Origin of the sequence: Geoanaerobacter pelophilus (assembly GCF_018476885.1) — a bacterium.
In the GTDB taxonomy this organism is placed as follows: domain Bacteria; phylum Desulfobacterota; class Desulfuromonadia; order Geobacterales; family DSM-12255; genus Geoanaerobacter; species Geoanaerobacter pelophilus.
This window is the reverse complement of sequence record NZ_JAHCVJ010000001.1, coordinates 1,031,092-1,047,999: the sequence shown is the minus strand read 5'-3', so window position 1 is coordinate 1,047,999 and position 16,908 is coordinate 1,031,092. Positions and strand designations below refer to the sequence as shown.

Here is a 16,908-nt window from a genome sequence, read left to right as displayed (position 1 = left end):
TTTTCCTTGCGAAATTGGACCGCTTAGGCGCCCCGTCAGGGGTCGACCGTAAGGGAGAGTCACAAGGAATCCCGAAGACTTACGCAGATATTGCGGAAAAGTGGCCGCCTCATAGAGCCCGTAATGCTTCGGTCGGGTCCATCTTGCTCGCATGCAGTGCCGGATAGAGACTGGCCACGAGTCCCAGCACCACGGCCAGGGTAATCGAGCCTGCGGCAATGGTCGCGTCCCAGGCGAGAAGGGCATTCTTGCTTTCGGCCATGAACGGCAGAGCCAGTTTCGCGCCACCCATGCCGACGGCATAGCCGAGAAAACCGGCCAGCAGGCTGACCAAGGCGGTCTCGAACAGGATGATCCGCATGATATGGGACTTTCTGAAACCGATGGCCCGGAAGACACCGATCTCGGTGGTCCGTTCGTTGACGCTTCCCATCATGGTGACGAAAACGATCAGCGAGCCGATGAAAACAACCACTGCCGCCATGGCATAGGAGAATCGCTTGAACTGGTCCAGCGCCTTCAGCCGTCCTTCGACCACCTGCTGGATGGCGGTAACCTTGGCGTCAGGCAACTGCTCGGCGATCTGGGTCACCATGTCGCCGATGGGGCAGCCTGAACAGAGCGCCGCCACCTCGGCCAGGGTGATCTTCCCCTCTTTGCCGAGCAGTTTCTGGGCCTTCGGCAATGAGGCAAACACCAGCGAGTCGTCCTGGGAGCCGGTCTGGTCGAGAATCCCCGCTACCCTGAGGCTCTCGCCGTTGATCTGGATGCTGTCGTTAGTGCTGACATTGAGAATCTTGGCGGCATCGCTCCCCAGCAGCAGGTCGCCATCGCGCTCAGGGGCGTCGCCGAAGATCTTCCACCACTGTTTCATCTTCAGCTCGCTGGCAAAATTGACCCCGACTAGCAGCACATCATGGCCGGCAACCTTGACTCCACCTAGCACCTTGGGGCTGACCGCCGAAATGTTCTTGTGATTGGCAATGGTTTTGATCTTGGCCAGATCGCTTTCCCGGATCTCTCGTTGGTCGAAGGTTACCCCCCCCAGGCTGATGCCGCCGTAATTCATGGCCAGGCCGTTGCTCTGCGGGGTGATCAGGATGTTGGCGCCGAACTCGTCCATCTTGTGCTCGATGTCGCTGGACATGGAGCGGGTGAGGGTCACCAGGGTAACGATGGTGGCGATGCCCACGGTCAGGCCAATAGTGAGAAAGGCCATCTTGGCCTTACGCCGCTTGAGGTTGTTAATGGCAATGGTATGCAGTTGCATGAAGCTAAGCTCCTTGTCTCAATGGTTCAATTCTACGCCTTGCTGCTGCCCGGGAATGAAGAATACAAAAGGCGCGCCAATGAGGAATGTGCTCTTAACTAGCTGATATGGCACATTGTTTTGTGGGGGGGGATAGACCGTGCGGCTAGCTTTCATGAGGAATATTCCACAGCAGAGTAGAATATTCTGTAACGCCTTAACTGTCAGGAGGGGCCTGACACGATGAGCAGCCCAATTGCAGGCTGGGTGCCGGGGTGGGAGGCAACCAGCCTGTTTCATCGTGGTGCATAACCGGAACCGTTTGTTTTAAGGGATCGGTGCCACCGCATGTGGCATGCCGTGGCTATGTCCCTTAACGGTACGCATCAACTGCTTTACCTCTTCCGGCATCTCTTTGCCGCCCTTCATCGCTTCTTTCATCTGACCGGCCAGATAGGAATGGTTGATCAGCAGATCCAATACCGACAGCATGAATTCTTGCTTCCACTGAGAGAGTTTGTGGAGGTTCTGGAACTTGTGCATGAAAAATTTCTGCGACGCCTTGCCCAGTTCCTGTTCCAGTTCGGCCAGGGTCATATTTTTCGGTTTTACCACCGGCTCCACCAGGTTGTATTTCCGGTAATCCTTAGTCGCCACATATGGCTCCAGTTCAGGGTAAAAATCTGAATAGGGCCAGGGCGCAATGGCCAGGAAAAAGCCCATGTCCGGGTTGTAGTGCTTGGCCAGTTCCACGGTTTCGGCAATGGACTCAGGGGTGTCGTCCGGCATTCCGAGCACAAAGGAGGTCTCGGAAACAATATCGGCATCGTTGATCAGATCGATCGCCTGCTTGGACTGCTCGACCTTGGTCTCTTTCTTGAAAAGATCGAGGGTCGCCTGTTTGCCCGCCTCGACCCCGACATAGATATGTTCGACCCCGGCAAGCCGGTATTTGTCCATGATATCGGCATCACGCAGGATGTCGTCCACCCTGGTTTCCATCAACAGCTTCACCGGCACCTGGCGTTCGATCATCAGGTCGAGGATCCTGACCCAGCGTTCCCGGTCAAAGGTCGGGATCTCGTCGGCCAGCATGGCCACTTCCACGCCATGGCGCTGGCTGAGCAGCTCCAGCTCGGCCACTACGTTCTCCGGGCTGCGGGCGCGCCAGGTCTGGGCCCAGAACAGCTGCTGAGAGCAGAACGAGCACTTCTGCTGACAGCCACGGGATGAGGAGACAATGGCCAGCCGGGCGTTGTTCTTGGCCCGATAGCTGTAAATCGGCCACTCCACCAGGTCCCAGGCGGTCGGCAGAGCATCGAGGTTCTGGATATAGGGGCGCTTGGCCGTAACCTGCACCCCGCCATCCTGCCAGAAGGCCAGTCCGGGGACCTTGGCCGGATCATCGCTGCTATTGAGGCAGGTCAGAAGCTCGGGGAGCGTTACTTCACCTTCGCCCCTGACCACGAAATCGATCTTGTCGTGATCGTGGGTGAGCATCTCGTCATAGCTGAAGGTGGCATGGACATTGCCGATGACCGTTACAATGCGGGGATCAATCTCTTTGACCAGGCCGCAGAGTTTGATGGCATGCACTATCGACGCGGTGAAGGAGGTGGTGGCAACGACATCGGGTCGAAAGGCCTCGATCCGCTTCTGAATATCCGGCCATTTATGCCAGAGCGACATGGCATCGTAATAATCGACTTCAAAACCTGCGGCCCGAAGCGCTCCGGCAATATAGACAAACCCGACGTTAAGCCAGGTGCCGGCGGATTCAACAACACCGGAGTGGTACGGCGGGGTGATAAGGGCGACACGTTTGATTTTCATGACCTGCTCCTTGTTTTGGGCTGCTCGTGCTGCCCGACTACTTGGAAGCGCAGTTACTGCCATCTTTGCGCTTTCCATGGCGATGGGAGAGAGTTGACCTTTGCCATGTCACTGGCAGCTTCATCAAGCATTCCCATCTTTTCGTAGGCTTCGGCCCTGAGGCTATAGACCTTGGCAATCCTGGTGTAGCCAATTCCGGAAAGGATCTCCAGCGACCTTGAGGCGTCTGCTGCTGCCTGCGAGTAATCTCCCTGCACAAGCCGGTACAGTCCCCGCTGATAATAGGCCCGGCCTGCCTGATGAGGGCGGACAGTGATTGCGTGTGTCCAGAGGGAGTCGGTATCATGCCAGCTCTTGATGAGTCCTTGAGTAACCACGGCATAAGCGACCAACACCGCTATGATGCTGACAACGAGAGCCGCTCTTCCTGGCCCAAAAGCTTTCTGGCGCTGGTACAGGCGGGTGCAGCCGGCAGCAATAAGGATGGACAGCCCAATTCCGGGAAGGTACATGAAGCGGTCGGCCATGGCCTGGCCACCATTCTGAGAAAAACCGAGCACTGGCAGCAGCAGCGTTACATAACAGAGCCAGATCGTGAGCCAGGATTTATCGGCGCGTGCCCGGTAGATGCAGCCAGCTGTAATCAACACGACCAGCAGGATCGGCCAGATATATTGCCAGGAGAAGAGCGCTACGCTGTTGCCGGGATGGTCGTAGAGTGCCATCAGGTCATTTGGTAAAACCATTAGCCGCAGGTATTCGATCAGTGAGCGACAGGCCACATACAGCCGTGACCAGAAGGTGATCTCGCTGAACGAGATATCGCTGATCGGCTTCAGGTAAATGGTTATCAAGGACACGATGCCGGAAGCGACAAAAAACGGGATTTTTTCCAGGAACAGCCCTTGGCGGCTCTTTTGCTGGGTGAATCTCTTCAGCGGAAACCGGTCGAGGAGAATCATAACCACCGGCAAGGTAACAGACATCGGCTTGCACAGCAGCGACAACAGGAACAGTAGCAGCGCCGCCAGATAGGAGCGGTCGGCCAGGCGTTCAGTCAAAGATGTGGGGTGTTCTGCCTGACGACCAGCAAAGCGGAGATAGGCTATCAGGCTCGGTATGGCAAAGGCGGCATTAAGCAGCCCTTTGCGGTCGGTTGCCCAGGCCACCGGTTCCGCTTTCAGCGGATGGAGGGCGAACAGCAAGCCGCCGACCAGGGCACAGAAAACAAGACTCTTATGCGACAGTGGAATATCTTTTCTGCGGAATGAAATCTTGATCACCTGCACGGTGAGCAGGGCAACGCAAAAGGTGTTGAGACCATGCAGCAACAGGCTGGTCAGATGGAAACCAAAAGGGTTCATCCCCCACAGTTGATAATCTATGGCAAAGGAAAACCAGGTGAGCGGCATCCAGAGCAGCCAGTATTGCTCTAGAAACGCCCATTTGAAAAACTCTGCATTAATTGCTGTCAGATGGCTGTTCTGGTAAATCTGCTGGGCGTCGTCCCAGTCAACAAACTGATTATTTAGAGCGGGCAGACAGACAATGCAGGCAATGACTGCTGCCAGCAGTGCTGCGTGTCTAACATGGTTCTTCATGGTGCAGGCCCCAGACCGTTACTGCTCGTAATCCCGGAGTAATTCTTTTTATCCATTGTTCCAGGCAGAAGGACCGGAGTTTTCCGACCCTTCTGCCCGTAACGTCCTCTTGAAAGGTGCATCAGTACCAGTAACAACTGCTTCCATGACTGCTGCAGCCGCTTGCCGGCGTGCCGCTGCATGTACCGGTACTAGTGGTCCGGGTCCCGGAACCGGGGGTTGGTACACTCCAGACAGTAACCTTCTGCTTCACGGCACTGTAGGCGCTGAAGCTCTTCTTTCGGTTCGACCAGCCGTGCTTGATACTGCCAGTACCCCAGGCATGGCAGGTGGTACAGGCGACATTATGCTCACTTCTGGCATGCTGGCCACGGCGATCAGGGAACGACGTGGTATTGGCCGTTGCTGGTCGGCCGATGTTGGTGCCAGTTGCTCCAGAGGCACCATGGCAGGAATAGCAGCCGGAGGTTGTGTTACCCACCGGTGCAGCCTTGGTGTGGCAGTTCTGGCAGTCTGGAGCCACGCCCACGGCCTGCGGGTAAGGATATGAGGCGTTCTTGGTGTTGGTGTGACAGCCGGTGCAGGAAGAGAAGGGGCTTGCCCCGGCAGCACTGTTGTGGGTCGAGCCGTAATAAGGAACGGTGTGACCGCCGGTCGGTTTGAAGGCATCGCTGCCGTGGCTGCTTCCCACGTGGCTGTGGCAGCTGGTGCAGCGGGTCGTTGAGTTGTGGCTGTCACCTGCTGTCTGGGTATAGTGGCTGGTGGTGGTGTGACAGACGTTGCAGACGCCGGTGAACGGTGCGGCGCTCTTGGCGTAGTCAGTACCGGTCGGTGTTGCCGAGAGCCGGAAAACGGTGGCAGTTGAGGTCAGGGTTGTCGGGGCGCTGGTGGCTAGGTTGGAGACCTGGGCCAGGTTCGAGCGGACCATGTAGTGGTTGCTGTTGCTGGTGCCGTGCGGGTCATGGCAGTCCCAGCAGAACTGGCCGCCGTTCAGGGCCGAGGTGTGCTTGGTGCCGTAATGATCGGCCTCGATCGCCTTGGAGGTGGTGCGTTTTTTGAGGGTGCCGTTAACGGTTACACCGGCGCCGCTGGCCGAGTGGCAGACGAGGCAGGGTGCATTGCGGCCATAGCTGGCGGTCGAATAGCTCAACAGCCGGAACGGATTGGACGCCAGCTTGTGGCCGACGGTCGCATCGTGACAATACTCGCACTGTTTGGCTTGGGCGATGAAGTTGGCTGCCGGATTGGCAGAGCCGGAGTAGTTGCCCAGAGCTCGGCCATGCCCCTTAGAGGCCCAGGAACCGTAACCGGTCATCTGGAATTTGGAGACTGAGCCGTTGCTCCAGAAGGTTGCGCCCAAATCGGCCAGCGAAGCAGATGCGCCGTTGCCGTGGCAGTCCTGGCAGTTAAGCGTGGCGCCCCAGGTGGCGCTGCTGCCGGCTCCACCGTGGCAGGTGACATTGTTGCAGATGCCGCTCCCCTGGTTCCAGGTAGCTGTTGCCCCGGCATTGGCGCTGTTGAAGTAGACGTTGGGCGTGCCGTTCAGATGGTAGTTAACGGCGGTATAGTCTTTGAACCGGCTGGCCGTAGTCATGCTGGCGGTCTTCTGGTGGCAGTCGCTGCAGATAGTCGTACTGGCGGCTCCTGCCACGTGCTTGGCATGGCTGTTGGCCGTGGTGGCAGGCACTGCACCGCCATTGGCGTAATCAGGAGCACCCAGGGCGGAACTGCGGCCGTGGCACCCATTGCAGCCCATATTGGCGGCGCCGGTCCAGGCTTTGCTGCCGGTCATGCTGACGAAGACAATGGCATTTGGGTTGCCGTTACTATGACAGTAGATGTTGGTGCACGATTTGGTCGTCGTGCTGTAGCGGGCACTGCCCCCAGCTCTCACGCCCGAGTAGTCGATGAATGAGTTGGCATGGTTCGCCCAGTTGCTGATGACGCTATTACTGCTCACTGTCTTGGCGTGACAATCGGCGCAACCGAAGCCGTTGCCGAGGCCGAGAGTGCTGTTGACAGCCGGATTCAGGTGGCTACTGTGCTTGCCGGAGAGGGTATTGCTGGTGGCGGTGCCGTGACAACTGTCGCAACTGGCCTTGAAGCCGACGCTATGGTCATGGCAGCTGACGCAGTCACGGCGGTTCCCGTGGGTATTGCTCTGTACCGCGATTTTGGTAGAACTGTACTGGTGGTAGCCAGTGTTGTGATGGCAGACTTCACAGATATTGGTCGAGGCGTTCTGGGCATAGGAGCGCTGGTCATCGCCGAATACCCCCTGGATAGTGGCAGACGAGGCGGTCATCCGAAGGAATACCACGTTTCTCGGCCCGGTTGGGGTCGTGACTGTTTGAGCGACCCTCTTCACATTTGAACTGCCGCGGGCATGACAGGTTGAGCAGTCGAACGTTGTTCCCCAGGTGCCGTACTTGGTGCCGAGGTTGGTGCTGTTGTGTAGCAGCGGCCCTGCAAGGCTCTGATCGGGTGTATACCAGCCCTGGTGGATAAAGACGCTGATCAGCAGGGCGAAGATCGTTACCCGGCGCAGCTTGGCCCGGTTGTTTCCCCCTCCGATCTTTCCGCTTATGATTTTCCCCATGGTGCAAACTCCTTTACCAATATAGAAATTGAAGAGTGATAAGTTTAGAAATTGTTCCTGCGCTGATAGGTGCTGCGAAGGGCAAAGATGGCCGATCGCAGACTCTTCAGGTTGCTGATGTAGGTCTTGAGCGACGCCGAATCTCCTGCGTAGAGTTGACCCATTTTGTCAGCTATCTTGCCGTGAACCTCAAAGGAAACCTTGCCTGACGGATCCTGGAGAGGAGAGTATTTGATGGTAGGATCGAAGGTCACCAGTGCTGCAAGCAGGTAGGTGTCCTCGATAATTGATGTTTCCTGGTCTTTGATCGTTATTGCGGTAAATCTTTTGCTTTGAGCATGCTTCTCAACGGGTTCAATAGTTCCCATGATGACGCCACCTTTTCTCCTGTTATATAAACAGGTTATGCTGTAAAGGACCCGCATGCCGGGCTGCTCGACAGATGGAGCTGTGCCTTGGATGTGCGGATACACGAATATTGTTACTGCTTGATTGTCAGGGGTTAAGCGGTATGGAAAAGTAGGCTAGACTGGTGATGCGCGGGAAGGGAGAGCCAGCGCAATGAATGCCAGCGGGGTGATGATGAAAATGATTACAGGGGTGAGAATGCCGTTTGCGGATTTAAACAGAGGTAATAAATTGGGGAACGACGCGAGAAAGGGTAGGAGAATCTGCTTTTTCTTGGGATCGTCCAGATCAGTGGCATAGGAGTCAGCTTGCTCGATATGGAGCGTCTGGGCACTGTGAACATCCGAACTGTCCCAGTAATTGGCAATTCGGGCGCCGCTGATAGCAAGAATCAGCAGCAGCGGGAGAAAAAATGTCCGGAACTGTTTAACTGTCATGATGCCTGTTCAAGGGTAGTGCCCTTTTGCTGATAAACTGTCAACTGTTTCTTATCTGTCTGTAATTTGGTCGTTTACGGTTCTCATTAAAGCATGAAGTGTGCCGTCATGCAACTCTTTATCTGATGGTAATATTATTTAGGCCCACTGTTTTGGTCAACAATGCGACATGGTTGAGGATTATCCGGATGCGGTCTTTCGGGGACGGCTTTTTAGCGGGAGCAATACCTGTCATTTAGCAAAGAGTAACTGTTCTGTGATCGTCATCTGACGCCATTATTGACGATCCGACCTTGAAAGTGCCTAAAAAATGAGGCGGGTGTTTGCACCCGCCTACAAAATGCTCAAGTTGCTGGGCGCCCAATAAAATAGCGACCTGTCGAGTTTCAGAAGAAGCGTGCCCCTGATTTCAGATCCGACACGTTTATGGTTATGGTGTTTCCGGCCTGACTATGGGGAAGAAAGGACGGATTGCAGCCGCCGGTGGCGTTGGGACCGAGGCGGTTGATGGCGAACTTCTGGTTGCAGTTCTTGCAGTTCATCTTGTCGCCCTGTTGCTCGTATCCCTTCTTCGACTTATAGCAGGCGTCGCAGGCGTCAAAGGCGGTCTTGAAGCTGCCGTCCGCTGCCTTGACTAGGAAAAAGGCGATTTCTTTGCCGCCGTCTTCGAACTTGTAAAAATGGGCCTTGCCGTCATCAAGCTTGGCAGTGGGAATGCTCACCACCGAGCCGGTCACCTTGACCTTTTCATACTTGCCGAACGAGAAGGCGAAGACGCTTGCCGCTCCCAGCAGTAACGCCATGATTGTTGCCAAGCCCCATACAACCCGTTTTGATCGTTGTGATACCATGTCATTCTCCTTGTGCCAGATTTTGCCGGTTATTGGTGCAACCGCCTTTATTGACGCCACAGCACCCTGTTGTCGCCGAGGCGCTGCGGCCGATCTCTCTGCCTGTAGCCTGTTTGAACTCTTCCGGGGTCAGGACCGCATAAATATTGCTGCTGAAACCGGCGTCGCTGACCTTTTGTGCCAGGGTCTCCGGTTTGGTTCTCTGGGTGTCATAGCCTACGATGACCAAGCCTCCGGCGACATCCACTTCGGTTACCGCGACCCCGCTTTCGCGTTTGAGCGCCTTGGTGATGGCGCTTGAGCAACTGCTGCAGGTCATGCCGGTGGTTTTGAGTACGGCGACAGCGTTTGCCGTGGCACCTGCTCTCACATGGAATGCGAGAACCACCAGCAAGGTTACTGCTGTAATGACGAGGGCAGTTGAAGAGATAAATTTAAGGGTCATGAGTGGGCTCCTTCGAGACACTCGCTAAGTATCAAGGGTTGTGCCAATCTTTGCTTGATTTGTAACTGTTTGATATTGTTGGGTAAAATTGGTAGAGGTTGGTGTGGTGCTGAAGTGGCGATGGAGAATATTCAGTGGTGGTGCAGAATATTCTGCAAGCATACATCCCAGTTCCCAGCACGATATTTTTTTGATTACTTGCCTGGCAGAATCCTTGGCTATTGCCGAAAATTGCAGCAGTGAGCACTTCGCTATTGCATGTCATCTGGTTTGAGTTACCTGATACCAAGGTTTTTTTATCTGTTGGACTTGGTATGTCTTATGTAGTATCGAAAAAAAGGGCTATCTATACTTGGAGGTATTGAGATGAAACATGCAGTTATCATATCCCTAGCGGCCTTGGCTGTTGTGCTCTATTTGCCATCAGCGCTCTTGGCGGCTGAGATCAACCTCTCGGTAGCTGCCAGTTTGAAGGAAGTCATGAATGAACTTTCTGATAGCTACGCCAAGACCCATCCCGGGGTAACCTTTAAAAAGAACTACGGTGGTTCGGGAGCCCTTGCCAAGCAGATCGATAACGGCGCTCCGGCTGATATCTTTATCTCCGCCAATACCGAGTGGATGGATTACCTGAAGACCAAGAAGCTCGCTGACGAGAAGAGTATCGCCACGTTGACTTACAATGTACTGGTTTTTGCCGGTAGACCGGGGCTCAAGGTGAGCAGCCTGCAGGAGCTAGTCAAACTGGAGAAGATTGCGATTGGTAGCCCGAAGAGCGTGCCTGCAGGCGAATATGCCGTGGAAGCGTTCAAGAAAGCGGGCATCGACAAGCAGTTGGGAAAAAAGCTGGTCATGGCCAGGGATGTGCGCGAATGCCTGATGTATGCTGACCGCGGCGAGGTTGACGGCGCTTTTGTTTATAAAACCGATGCCCAGCAGGTGGCAAAGACTGCCAAGATCCTCTTTACGGTGCCGCAGGAGTATTATCCGCGAGTGACCTATCCGATGGCGCTGACTGTTTCCGGTGCTGCAAACAAGGATGCTGCCGCCTTCTATGGGTTACTGAGATCGGCCGAAGCCCAGGCGGTTCTGAAAAAACACGGCTTCATCGTTAAGTAAAGGCTTGTCAATCCGTCACCACCACCTTGCGCGGTCGCACTTTGTGGAGCAGCCGGTCCATGTAATAGTAGACCACCGGCGTGATGTAGAGGGTCAACAGTTGCGAGGTAATCAGACCACCTACTACTGCCAGTCCCAGCGGCTGGCGGGACTCGCCGCCGGCGCCGTAGCCGATGGCGATCGGCAGGGTGCCCATCAGGGCCGCCATGGTGGTCATCATGATCGGCCGGAAACGGACGATCGCCCCTTCGTAAATGGCGTCAAGCGGTTGCTTGCCGCTCTCCCGCTCCGCCTCCAGGGCAAAGTCGATCATCATGATGGCGTTCTTTTTGACGATGCCGATCAGCATGATGATCCCGACAAAACCATAGATATTCAGATCGCACTTGAACAGCATCAGGGTGATCAACGCCCCGAAACCGGCGGCCGGCAGGCCGGAGAGGATGGTGATCGGGTGGATATAGCTCTCGTAAAGCACGCCTAGCACCACGTAGATGACGAAGATCGCCATGGCCAGCAGCATCCAGAGCCCGCTGAACGAGGATTTGAAGGCCTGGGCCGTCCCCTGGAAACTGGTGCTGATTGTCTGGGGCAGGGTGGCGTCGGCCAGCTTGTCCACCAGCTTCATGGCATCTCCCAAGGCGACGCCGGGGCGGAGGTTGAACGAGATCGTCACTGCCGGCAACTGCCCCAGATGGTTGACCGCCAGTGGACCGATGGTCTTGGTAATGGTGGCAATGGTTTCCAGCGGCACCAGCTGGCCGGTTTTGGCATGGATGTAAAGCATCCCGAGTGCTGCCGGATCACCCTGGTAGAGCGGGTCCAGCTCCAGGATCACCTGATACTGGTTGGTCGGGGCAAAGATCGAGGAGACCTGGCGCGATCCGTAGGCATAGGCCAGGGCATCCTCGACCTGCATCACGGAGAGCCCCAGGGCCGCCACTTTGTCCCGGTTGATCTCGACGTGCACTTGCGGATTGCTGATCTGCAGATCGCTGGTCACATCGAGCAGTTCCGGGATCTCCCGCAGTTTGGTTTCCAACTCAGTGGCGGAGCGGTACAGCTCCTCGGTATCCTGGCCTTGCAGGGTGAACTGGTACTGGCTCTTGGAACTGGTGCCGCCGATCTGGATCGAGGGAATGTTTTTCAGGAATGTGCGAATCCCTGGAACCTTGGCCAGTTTCGGGCGGAGCTCCTGAATAACCTCTTCGGCGGAGAGCGTGCGTTGATCGCGCGGTTTGAGCCGGATGAACAGGCTTCCGGCATTGCTGCCACGGTTTCCGCCGCCGATGGTCGACATGAACCCGTCGACATTAGGGTCCTTGGCGATGATGGCTGCCACTGCCTCCTGATGAAGTTTCATGTCGGCGAAAGAGGTCCCCTGAGCCGTCTCGGTGTCGGCGTTGAGCCGGCCGGTGTCCTCGGTCGGCAGGAAGCCCATGGGAACCGTCATGAAGAGCCAGACGGTCATCAGGGTGATCAGCAGTGTCACAACCATGGTCGCCCGGCGATACTGAAGTACCTGCTTGAGTGAGCTGTCGTACATATGCAGCATACCGTCGAAGAACCGTTCCATCATCATGAACAGACGGCCATGCCGCTCTGCTCCATGCGGCTTCAGAAAGCGGCTGCAGAGCATCGGGGTCAGGGTCAAGGAAACTAAACAGGAGACCAGAATCGCCGCGCTGATGGTGATGGCGAATTCGTGGAGCAGGCGGCCGAGGATTCCTCCCATGAACAGAACCGGAATAAAGACCGCTACCAGCGAGATGGTCATGGAAACGATGGTGAAGCCGATCTCCTTGGACCCCTTGAAGGCGGCCTCCATGGCGCTTTCTCCCTGTTCCATGTGCCTGACGATGTTCTCCAGCATGACAATGGCATCGTCTACCACATAACCTACCGCCAGGGTCAGGGCCATCATGGAGATGTTATTGAGGGAGAACCCGAGGAGGTGCATAACCGTAAAGGTGCCCACAATGGACATCGGCAGGGCCAGTGACGGGATCACTGTGGCGGAGAGGTTGCGCAGGAAGAGGAAGATCACCATGATGACCAGACCGATGGTCAGAATCAGGGTGAACTTGACGTCATGCATGGATTCGCGGATCAGGAGGGACCGGTCATAAAGCACGTTCAGCCCAACCGAAGCAGGTATCTGGCTGCGGAAACTGGGCAACAGCTTTTTGACGTTATCCACGACCTCGATGGTGTTGGTGCCAGGCTGGCGGTAAACAGCCAGAACAATAGCGCGGGTGCCGTTGTACCAACTGGCGACCTTGGTGTTCTCGACAGTGTCGAGAACACGTCCCAGCTCTTCCAATCGTACCGGGGAGCCGTCCCGGTAAGCCACAACCGTCTTCCGGTAATCAGCAGCCTTGAACAACTGGCCGCTGGCTTCAATGGTATAGGACTGTTTGGTCCCGTCCAGGGTGCCGGTTGGCAGGTTGGCATTGGCCGCGTCAATGGCGGTCGCCACCTCATCGATGCCGATCTGCCTGGAGGCCAGCGCCTTCGGGTCGAGTTGGGCCCGCACGGCATATTTCTGCGAACCGAACACATTGACCTGGGCTACGCCGCTGATGGTGGAGATGCGGCGGGCGATCAGAGTCTGGGCATATTCGTCAACAGAGGAGAGCGGCAGGGATGGAGAGCTGAGCGCCAGATAGAGCACCGGCTGGTCTGCCGGGTTGACCTTGCGGAACGACGGCGGGGCCGGCATGTCTTTCGGCAGGCTGCGGACCGCCAGGGAGATGGCTGCCTGGACATCCTGGGCTGCCGCATCGATATCCCGGTCCAGGTTGAATTGCAGGGTAATTCTGGTGGTGCCGACGCCGTTGGTAGAGGTCATGGAATCGACCCCGGCAATGGTGGAGAGCTGATTCTCCAGCGGGGTGGCAACCGCCGCGGCCATGGTGTCGGGGTTGGCGCCGGGGAGGTTGGCGTTGACCTGGATGGTCGGGAAATCGACATTGGGGAGATCGTTCACCGGCAGCAGGCGATAGGAAACCACCCCGAAGATGAAGATGGCGATCATGATCAGCGAGGTCATGATCGGTCGGCGGATGAAGAGGTCCGCTATGTTCACTCTTTCTTCCCTTTAGCCGCTGCCTTCTCTTTCGATTCCACTGTGGCGCCTGGGGTCAGGCGGAGCTGGCCGTCGATCACTATGGTTTCACCCGGTGCCACCCCTTTTTCGACAACCGTTTCAGCTCCCAATGCCAGTGTCGATGTCACCTGGCGCATCTCCACCTTGTTGTCCTGTTTGACCACATAGATAAACTCGCCCTGCTGGCTGGTCTGGATGGCCTGGGTCGGGACAACCACGGCATTCTGACGGGTGCCGAGCGTTATCATCACGTCGGTGAACTGGCCGGGCCAGAGCTTGCGCGATTTGTTGGCAAAAACACCCTTGAGCTTGATGGTGCCGGTGGCCGGATTTACGGCGTTGTCCAGGAAACTGATGGTGCCGGCTTCGGTGCTCCCAGGTTCATTGGGGATAACGGCCTCGACCTTCAACTGACCGGCAGCCATGGCACGCTTGATTTCCGCAAGCCGCTTTTCCGGGAGGGAGAAGGTGACATAGATCGGTGTCAGTTGGTTGACTGTTACAATCGCCAGGTCGTTGGCCTTCACCAGGTTGCCCGGTTGCAGGGTCACGGTGCCGGTGCGGCCGGCGATGGGTGAGCGGATGGAACAGTAGCCGAGCTGGATCTTGGCGTTCCTGACGGCGGCGCGATCGGCAACCACGGTGGCTGCCATTGACTCGGCGTTGGCCCGCAACTGGTCATACTGGTCATGGGTGACGATGCCGTCCTTGAGCAGCCCTTCGTAGCGCTTTGCCTGGTCTGCCGCGAATCGCGCCTGGGCCTGGTCCTTGGCCAGGGTTGCCTCGCATTGGTTCAGCGCCGCCTGGAACGGTTCCGGATCGATACTGACCAGCAAGGCTCCCTTGTCGACGTCGCTTCCTTCCGTGAAATGGACCCGTGCTATCTGGCCGCTCACCTGCGACTTGATGGCAACAGTGGTGTACGCCTCGATGTTGCCGATGGCCTTGACCTGGACCGGCACATTTTTCTGTACCGCCTGCGCCACCTTGACCGGTACAGCCGGTTTTGCCTTGGGCTTCTCTTTTTTGGCACTGCAGGCGGTACAGCAAAGAAATGCTAGGAAACAGAGCAGGATTGTTGGCGTTCGCCTCATGGAACTCTTCTTTCTGGAGACAGGTATTCAACAGAATGTAATATACACCTATTGCTGTCAAGAACCAGTTGAACTACTTACGAAAATTTTCGGGCATTCGACGGCACAGGACTCACAACCGCCGGGACAGGGCTCGATATGGACCAGGATATGGCTATGAGGCAAACAGTGCTCGATGTCAGCGGTTATCTGATGGGTCAAAGTATGGCCTGCTTCCACGGTCATCTGCTTCGGCACCACCAGATGCATATCGATATGCCTGACATGGCCTGATTTGCGGGTGCGCAGCTTGTGATACTCGATAAACCGCTCGGAGTAGCGCCCCATTACGTCATGAATCAGCGCTTCCTCGTCATCCGGGAGTTTGACGTCAAGGATATGGAAGAAGGCGGTTTTGGTGAGGTCCCAGGCTGCCTTTATTATCATCAGGGCCACGACGATGGCGATAATCGGGTCGAGCATGGCAATGCCGGTGAGTTTGATGGCCACCAGACCGCCAAGTACGCCCACTGAGGTGTAGACATCGGCTCTCAGGTGCATGGCGTCGGCTTCGAGCGCTACGGAATCGGTCTTGATCGCCACATTCAACAGATGGCGGGAAACAAGGTAGTTGGCGATAGCAGAAACGACCATGATCGCGGCACCCAGCCCCAGGCTCTCGATCTCTACTGTACCTGCCCGTAGCTTGTGGACCGCCTCCCAGATGATATAGAAGGCCGCACCAAAGATGAGGATCGCCTCTATGGTCCCGGCGACATTCTCGATCTTGCCGTGGCCGAAGCGGTGCTCGTCATCGGCCGGTTTGCCTGATTTTCTGACCGCAAACCAGGCAATAATAGCGGCTACCAGGTCAAGCCCTGAATGGACTGCCTCAGAGATAACGCTGACCGATTGCATCATGATGCCGATGATCAGCTTGATGACTGTCAGAACCGTGTTGGAAAAAATTGATAAAAGTGCGGCCCTGCTTTTCGCTGCCTGAACTTCTGGTGATTGCATCATTGTGCTACTCCGGCTGCAGTCATGATTGCTTTGACTTTGGCGCTGGCTCCGGTAAAGAGTTCCTGGGCCTGTGCGTATTTTTTGCGGTACTCAAGCAGGTCCATCGGGTTCTTGTCCGTGGCAAAGCTTTTGATGGCGTCATATGATTCTGCATACGCTTTATAAGCAGCTATCAAGCCGGTCTTGCCATCGTTTAGCAGAATCTTTATTTCCGGGGGCAAGGCTTCCGGAATTTTCTTTTTGGCCAGTTCTTCTCCTGCTAGCAGACACTCGGCTTTTGCCTTGTCGATGATAGCAGGGAGGCTGATGGAAACCTCGCCACCCTTGACGACATTCTTCAGCTCATCTCCCGCCAGTTTGACTGCCTTGTCTGCAAGGTTTTCAACACTGAGAATCTCTTTCTGGAAGGCTACCAGCTTTTCTTTGTCAGCAGCTGAGAGCGTAATAGCGGGAATGTTCTGGGCCAGTTCCGGCGCCTTTTCTTTTGTGCAGCCGGATAATGCCATAATCGTGCTGCACAGGGCAATCAATAGAACATGTTTCATTGGCGCGTATCCTCCGGTTATTGAGTACCCATAATAAAAGGGAGGAGTTGTCCTCCTCCCGCTGTTGTAAAGCTGTTTAATCAAACAGTTCCGCCAGCCAGTTCTTTTTCCTGTGATGGCCGTCATGACCATAACCGTGACTGTCATGATGCTGCTTGCCGTAATGCTGCTGATTATAGGCCGGCTGTTGATATTGTGGTTCAGGCTGTGCGTAGACAGGCGCTTGAGTGGTTGAGCGCTCGATGATCTTGTCAAGTTCGCCCCTGTCGAGCCAGACTCCGCGGCATTCGGGGCAGTAATCTATTTCTACTCCCTGGCGTTCGGCGAGTTTCAGATCTACTCCTGTGCATACCGGGCATTTCATAATGATTTCTCCTTTTGGTTTGGTTGGTTGTTGTTTTTCGAGTTTTTTAGACGCTCCCGCACAATATGGAGCAGACGACGAGCCCAGGCAAATTCAGTGGCCAGGATGGTTAATGCCACCGGGATAACGATAATGGCCGGACCGGGCAGAACTATCATGGCAATCCCGATAACCAGGATGGTCATGCCGACGACTGCTACGATCAAGCGCTTCAGTTTTTTGAGCGTCCAATCTTTCATGGGTATTCGGTTC

The 16,908-nt window shown here is 55.8% G+C and carries 15 protein-coding genes; 1 reads left to right on the top strand and 14 read right to left on the bottom strand.

Annotated features, from left to right (window positions below; translation table 11 throughout):
- Positions 1-109 precede the first annotated feature (109 nt).
- The 8 genes from KI809_RS04845 to KI809_RS04810 form a co-directional block, all read right to left on the bottom strand.
- Positions 110-1,270 (bottom strand): ABC transporter permease, encoded by a 1,161-nt coding sequence (locus tag KI809_RS04845; RefSeq protein ID WP_214170351.1) that lies wholly within the window; start codon positions 1,268-1,270, stop codon positions 110-112.
- Between the two features lie 306 nt (positions 1,271-1,576).
- A complete protein-coding gene (locus KI809_RS04840; RefSeq protein ID WP_214170350.1) occupies positions 1,577-3,082 on the bottom strand; it encodes a B12-binding domain-containing radical SAM protein in 1,506 nt (501 codons plus the stop codon).
- A 53-nt stretch (positions 3,083-3,135) separates the two neighbouring features.
- Positions 3,136-4,683, bottom strand: a complete 1,548-nt coding sequence (locus tag KI809_RS04835) for a tetratricopeptide repeat protein (protein ID WP_214170349.1) — start codon at positions 4,681-4,683, stop codon at positions 3,136-3,138.
- A gap of 121 nt (positions 4,684-4,804) precedes the next feature.
- Positions 4,805-7,282 (bottom strand): CxxxxCH/CxxCH domain c-type cytochrome, encoded by a 2,478-nt coding sequence (locus tag KI809_RS04830; RefSeq protein WP_214170348.1) that lies wholly within the window; start codon positions 7,280-7,282, stop codon positions 4,805-4,807.
- 44 nt (positions 7,283-7,326) lie between these two features.
- Positions 7,327-7,650, bottom strand: a complete 324-nt coding sequence (locus KI809_RS04825; RefSeq protein ID WP_214170347.1) for a hypothetical protein — start codon at positions 7,648-7,650, stop codon at positions 7,327-7,329.
- Between the two features lie 156 nt (positions 7,651-7,806).
- Positions 7,807-8,127 carry a hypothetical protein gene (locus tag KI809_RS04820; protein WP_214170346.1) on the bottom strand — a complete coding sequence of 107 codons (321 nt, stop codon included), beginning with the start codon at positions 8,125-8,127 and terminating at the stop codon, positions 7,807-7,809.
- Positions 8,128-8,513: 386 nt separating this feature from the next.
- On the bottom strand, positions 8,514-8,978 hold the full coding sequence (locus tag KI809_RS04815; RefSeq protein ID WP_214170345.1) for a DUF2318 domain-containing protein: 465 nt from the start codon (positions 8,976-8,978) through the stop codon (positions 8,514-8,516).
- 1 nt (position 8,979) lies between these two features.
- On the bottom strand, positions 8,980-9,423 hold the full coding sequence (locus tag KI809_RS04810; protein ID WP_214170344.1) for a heavy-metal-associated domain-containing protein: 444 nt from the start codon (positions 9,421-9,423) through the stop codon (positions 8,980-8,982).
- Between the two features lie 366 nt (positions 9,424-9,789).
- Here KI809_RS04810 and modA point away from each other — a divergent pair, with 366 nt between their 5' ends.
- Positions 9,790-10,542: a molybdate ABC transporter substrate-binding protein gene (gene modA / locus KI809_RS04805; RefSeq protein WP_214170343.1), complete on the top strand. Its 753-nt coding sequence runs from the start codon at positions 9,790-9,792 to the stop codon at positions 10,540-10,542.
- Between the two features lie 7 nt (positions 10,543-10,549).
- Here modA and KI809_RS04800 read toward each other — a convergent pair whose 3' ends face one another.
- The 6 genes from KI809_RS04800 to KI809_RS04775 form a co-directional block, all read right to left on the bottom strand.
- On the bottom strand, positions 10,550-13,630 hold the full coding sequence (locus KI809_RS04800; protein ID WP_214170342.1) for an efflux RND transporter permease subunit: 3,081 nt from the start codon (positions 13,628-13,630) through the stop codon (positions 10,550-10,552).
- Positions 13,627-14,745, bottom strand: coding sequence for an efflux RND transporter periplasmic adaptor subunit (locus tag KI809_RS04795; RefSeq protein WP_214170341.1), 1,119 nt, complete (start codon positions 14,743-14,745; stop codon positions 13,627-13,629). Before KI809_RS04795 ends, KI809_RS04800 begins: the two co-directional genes overlap by 4 nt.
- A 57-nt stretch (positions 14,746-14,802) precedes the next feature.
- Positions 14,803-15,747 carry a cation diffusion facilitator family transporter gene (locus tag KI809_RS04790; RefSeq protein ID WP_246559182.1) on the bottom strand — a complete coding sequence of 315 codons (945 nt, stop codon included), beginning with the start codon at positions 15,745-15,747 and terminating at the stop codon, positions 14,803-14,805.
- Positions 15,744-16,292: a hypothetical protein gene (locus KI809_RS04785; protein ID WP_214170340.1), complete on the bottom strand. Its 549-nt coding sequence runs from the start codon at positions 16,290-16,292 to the stop codon at positions 15,744-15,746. Before KI809_RS04785 ends, KI809_RS04790 begins: the two co-directional genes overlap by 4 nt.
- Positions 16,293-16,368: 76 nt before the next feature.
- Positions 16,369-16,656, bottom strand: a complete 288-nt coding sequence (locus tag KI809_RS04780; protein ID WP_214170339.1) for a TFIIB-type zinc ribbon-containing protein — start codon at positions 16,654-16,656, stop codon at positions 16,369-16,371.
- A complete protein-coding gene (locus KI809_RS04775) occupies positions 16,653-16,895 on the bottom strand; it encodes a PGPGW domain-containing protein (protein WP_214170338.1) in 243 nt (80 codons plus the stop codon). The genes KI809_RS04780 and KI809_RS04775 overlap by 4 nt, the downstream gene beginning before the upstream one ends.
- Between the last annotated feature and the right edge of the window lie 13 nt (positions 16,896-16,908).

What these genes read in the sequence shown, in the direction of transcription:
- KI809_RS04820 (WP_214170346.1), bottom strand. Translation starts at nt 8,127, where the DNA reads ATGACAGTTAAACAGTTCCGGACATTTTTTCTCCCGCTGCTGCTGATT.
- KI809_RS04775 (WP_214170338.1), bottom strand. Translation starts at nt 16,895, where the DNA reads ATGAAAGATTGGACGCTCAAAAAACTGAAGCGCTTGATCGTAGCAGTC.
- KI809_RS04830 (WP_214170348.1), bottom strand. Translation starts at nt 7,282, where the DNA reads ATGGGGAAAATCATAAGCGGAAAGATCGGAGGGGGAAACAACCGGGCC.
- KI809_RS04835 (WP_214170349.1), bottom strand. Translation starts at nt 4,683, where the DNA reads ATGAAGAACCATGTTAGACACGCAGCACTGCTGGCAGCAGTCATTGCC.
- KI809_RS04840 (WP_214170350.1), bottom strand. Translation starts at nt 3,082, where the DNA reads ATGAAAATCAAACGTGTCGCCCTTATCACCCCGCCGTACCACTCCGGT.
- KI809_RS04795 (WP_214170341.1), bottom strand. Translation starts at nt 14,745, where the DNA reads ATGAGGCGAACGCCAACAATCCTGCTCTGTTTCCTAGCATTTCTTTGC.
- KI809_RS04815 (WP_214170345.1), bottom strand. Translation starts at nt 8,978, where the DNA reads ATGGTATCACAACGATCAAAACGGGTTGTATGGGGCTTGGCAACAATC.
- KI809_RS04780 (WP_214170339.1), bottom strand. Translation starts at nt 16,656, where the DNA reads ATGAAATGCCCGGTATGCACAGGAGTAGATCTGAAACTCGCCGAACGC.
- KI809_RS04825 (WP_214170347.1), bottom strand. Translation starts at nt 7,650, where the DNA reads ATGGGAACTATTGAACCCGTTGAGAAGCATGCTCAAAGCAAAAGATTT.
- KI809_RS04790 (WP_246559182.1), bottom strand. Translation starts at nt 15,747, where the DNA reads ATGATGCAATCACCAGAAGTTCAGGCAGCGAAAAGCAGGGCCGCACTT.
- modA (WP_214170343.1), top strand. Translation starts at nt 9,790, where the DNA reads ATGAAACATGCAGTTATCATATCCCTAGCGGCCTTGGCTGTTGTGCTC.
- KI809_RS04845 (WP_214170351.1), bottom strand. Translation starts at nt 1,270, where the DNA reads ATGCAACTGCATACCATTGCCATTAACAACCTCAAGCGGCGTAAGGCC.
- KI809_RS04810 (WP_214170344.1), bottom strand. Translation starts at nt 9,423, where the DNA reads ATGACCCTTAAATTTATCTCTTCAACTGCCCTCGTCATTACAGCAGTA.
- KI809_RS04785 (WP_214170340.1), bottom strand. Translation starts at nt 16,292, where the DNA reads ATGAAACATGTTCTATTGATTGCCCTGTGCAGCACGATTATGGCATTA.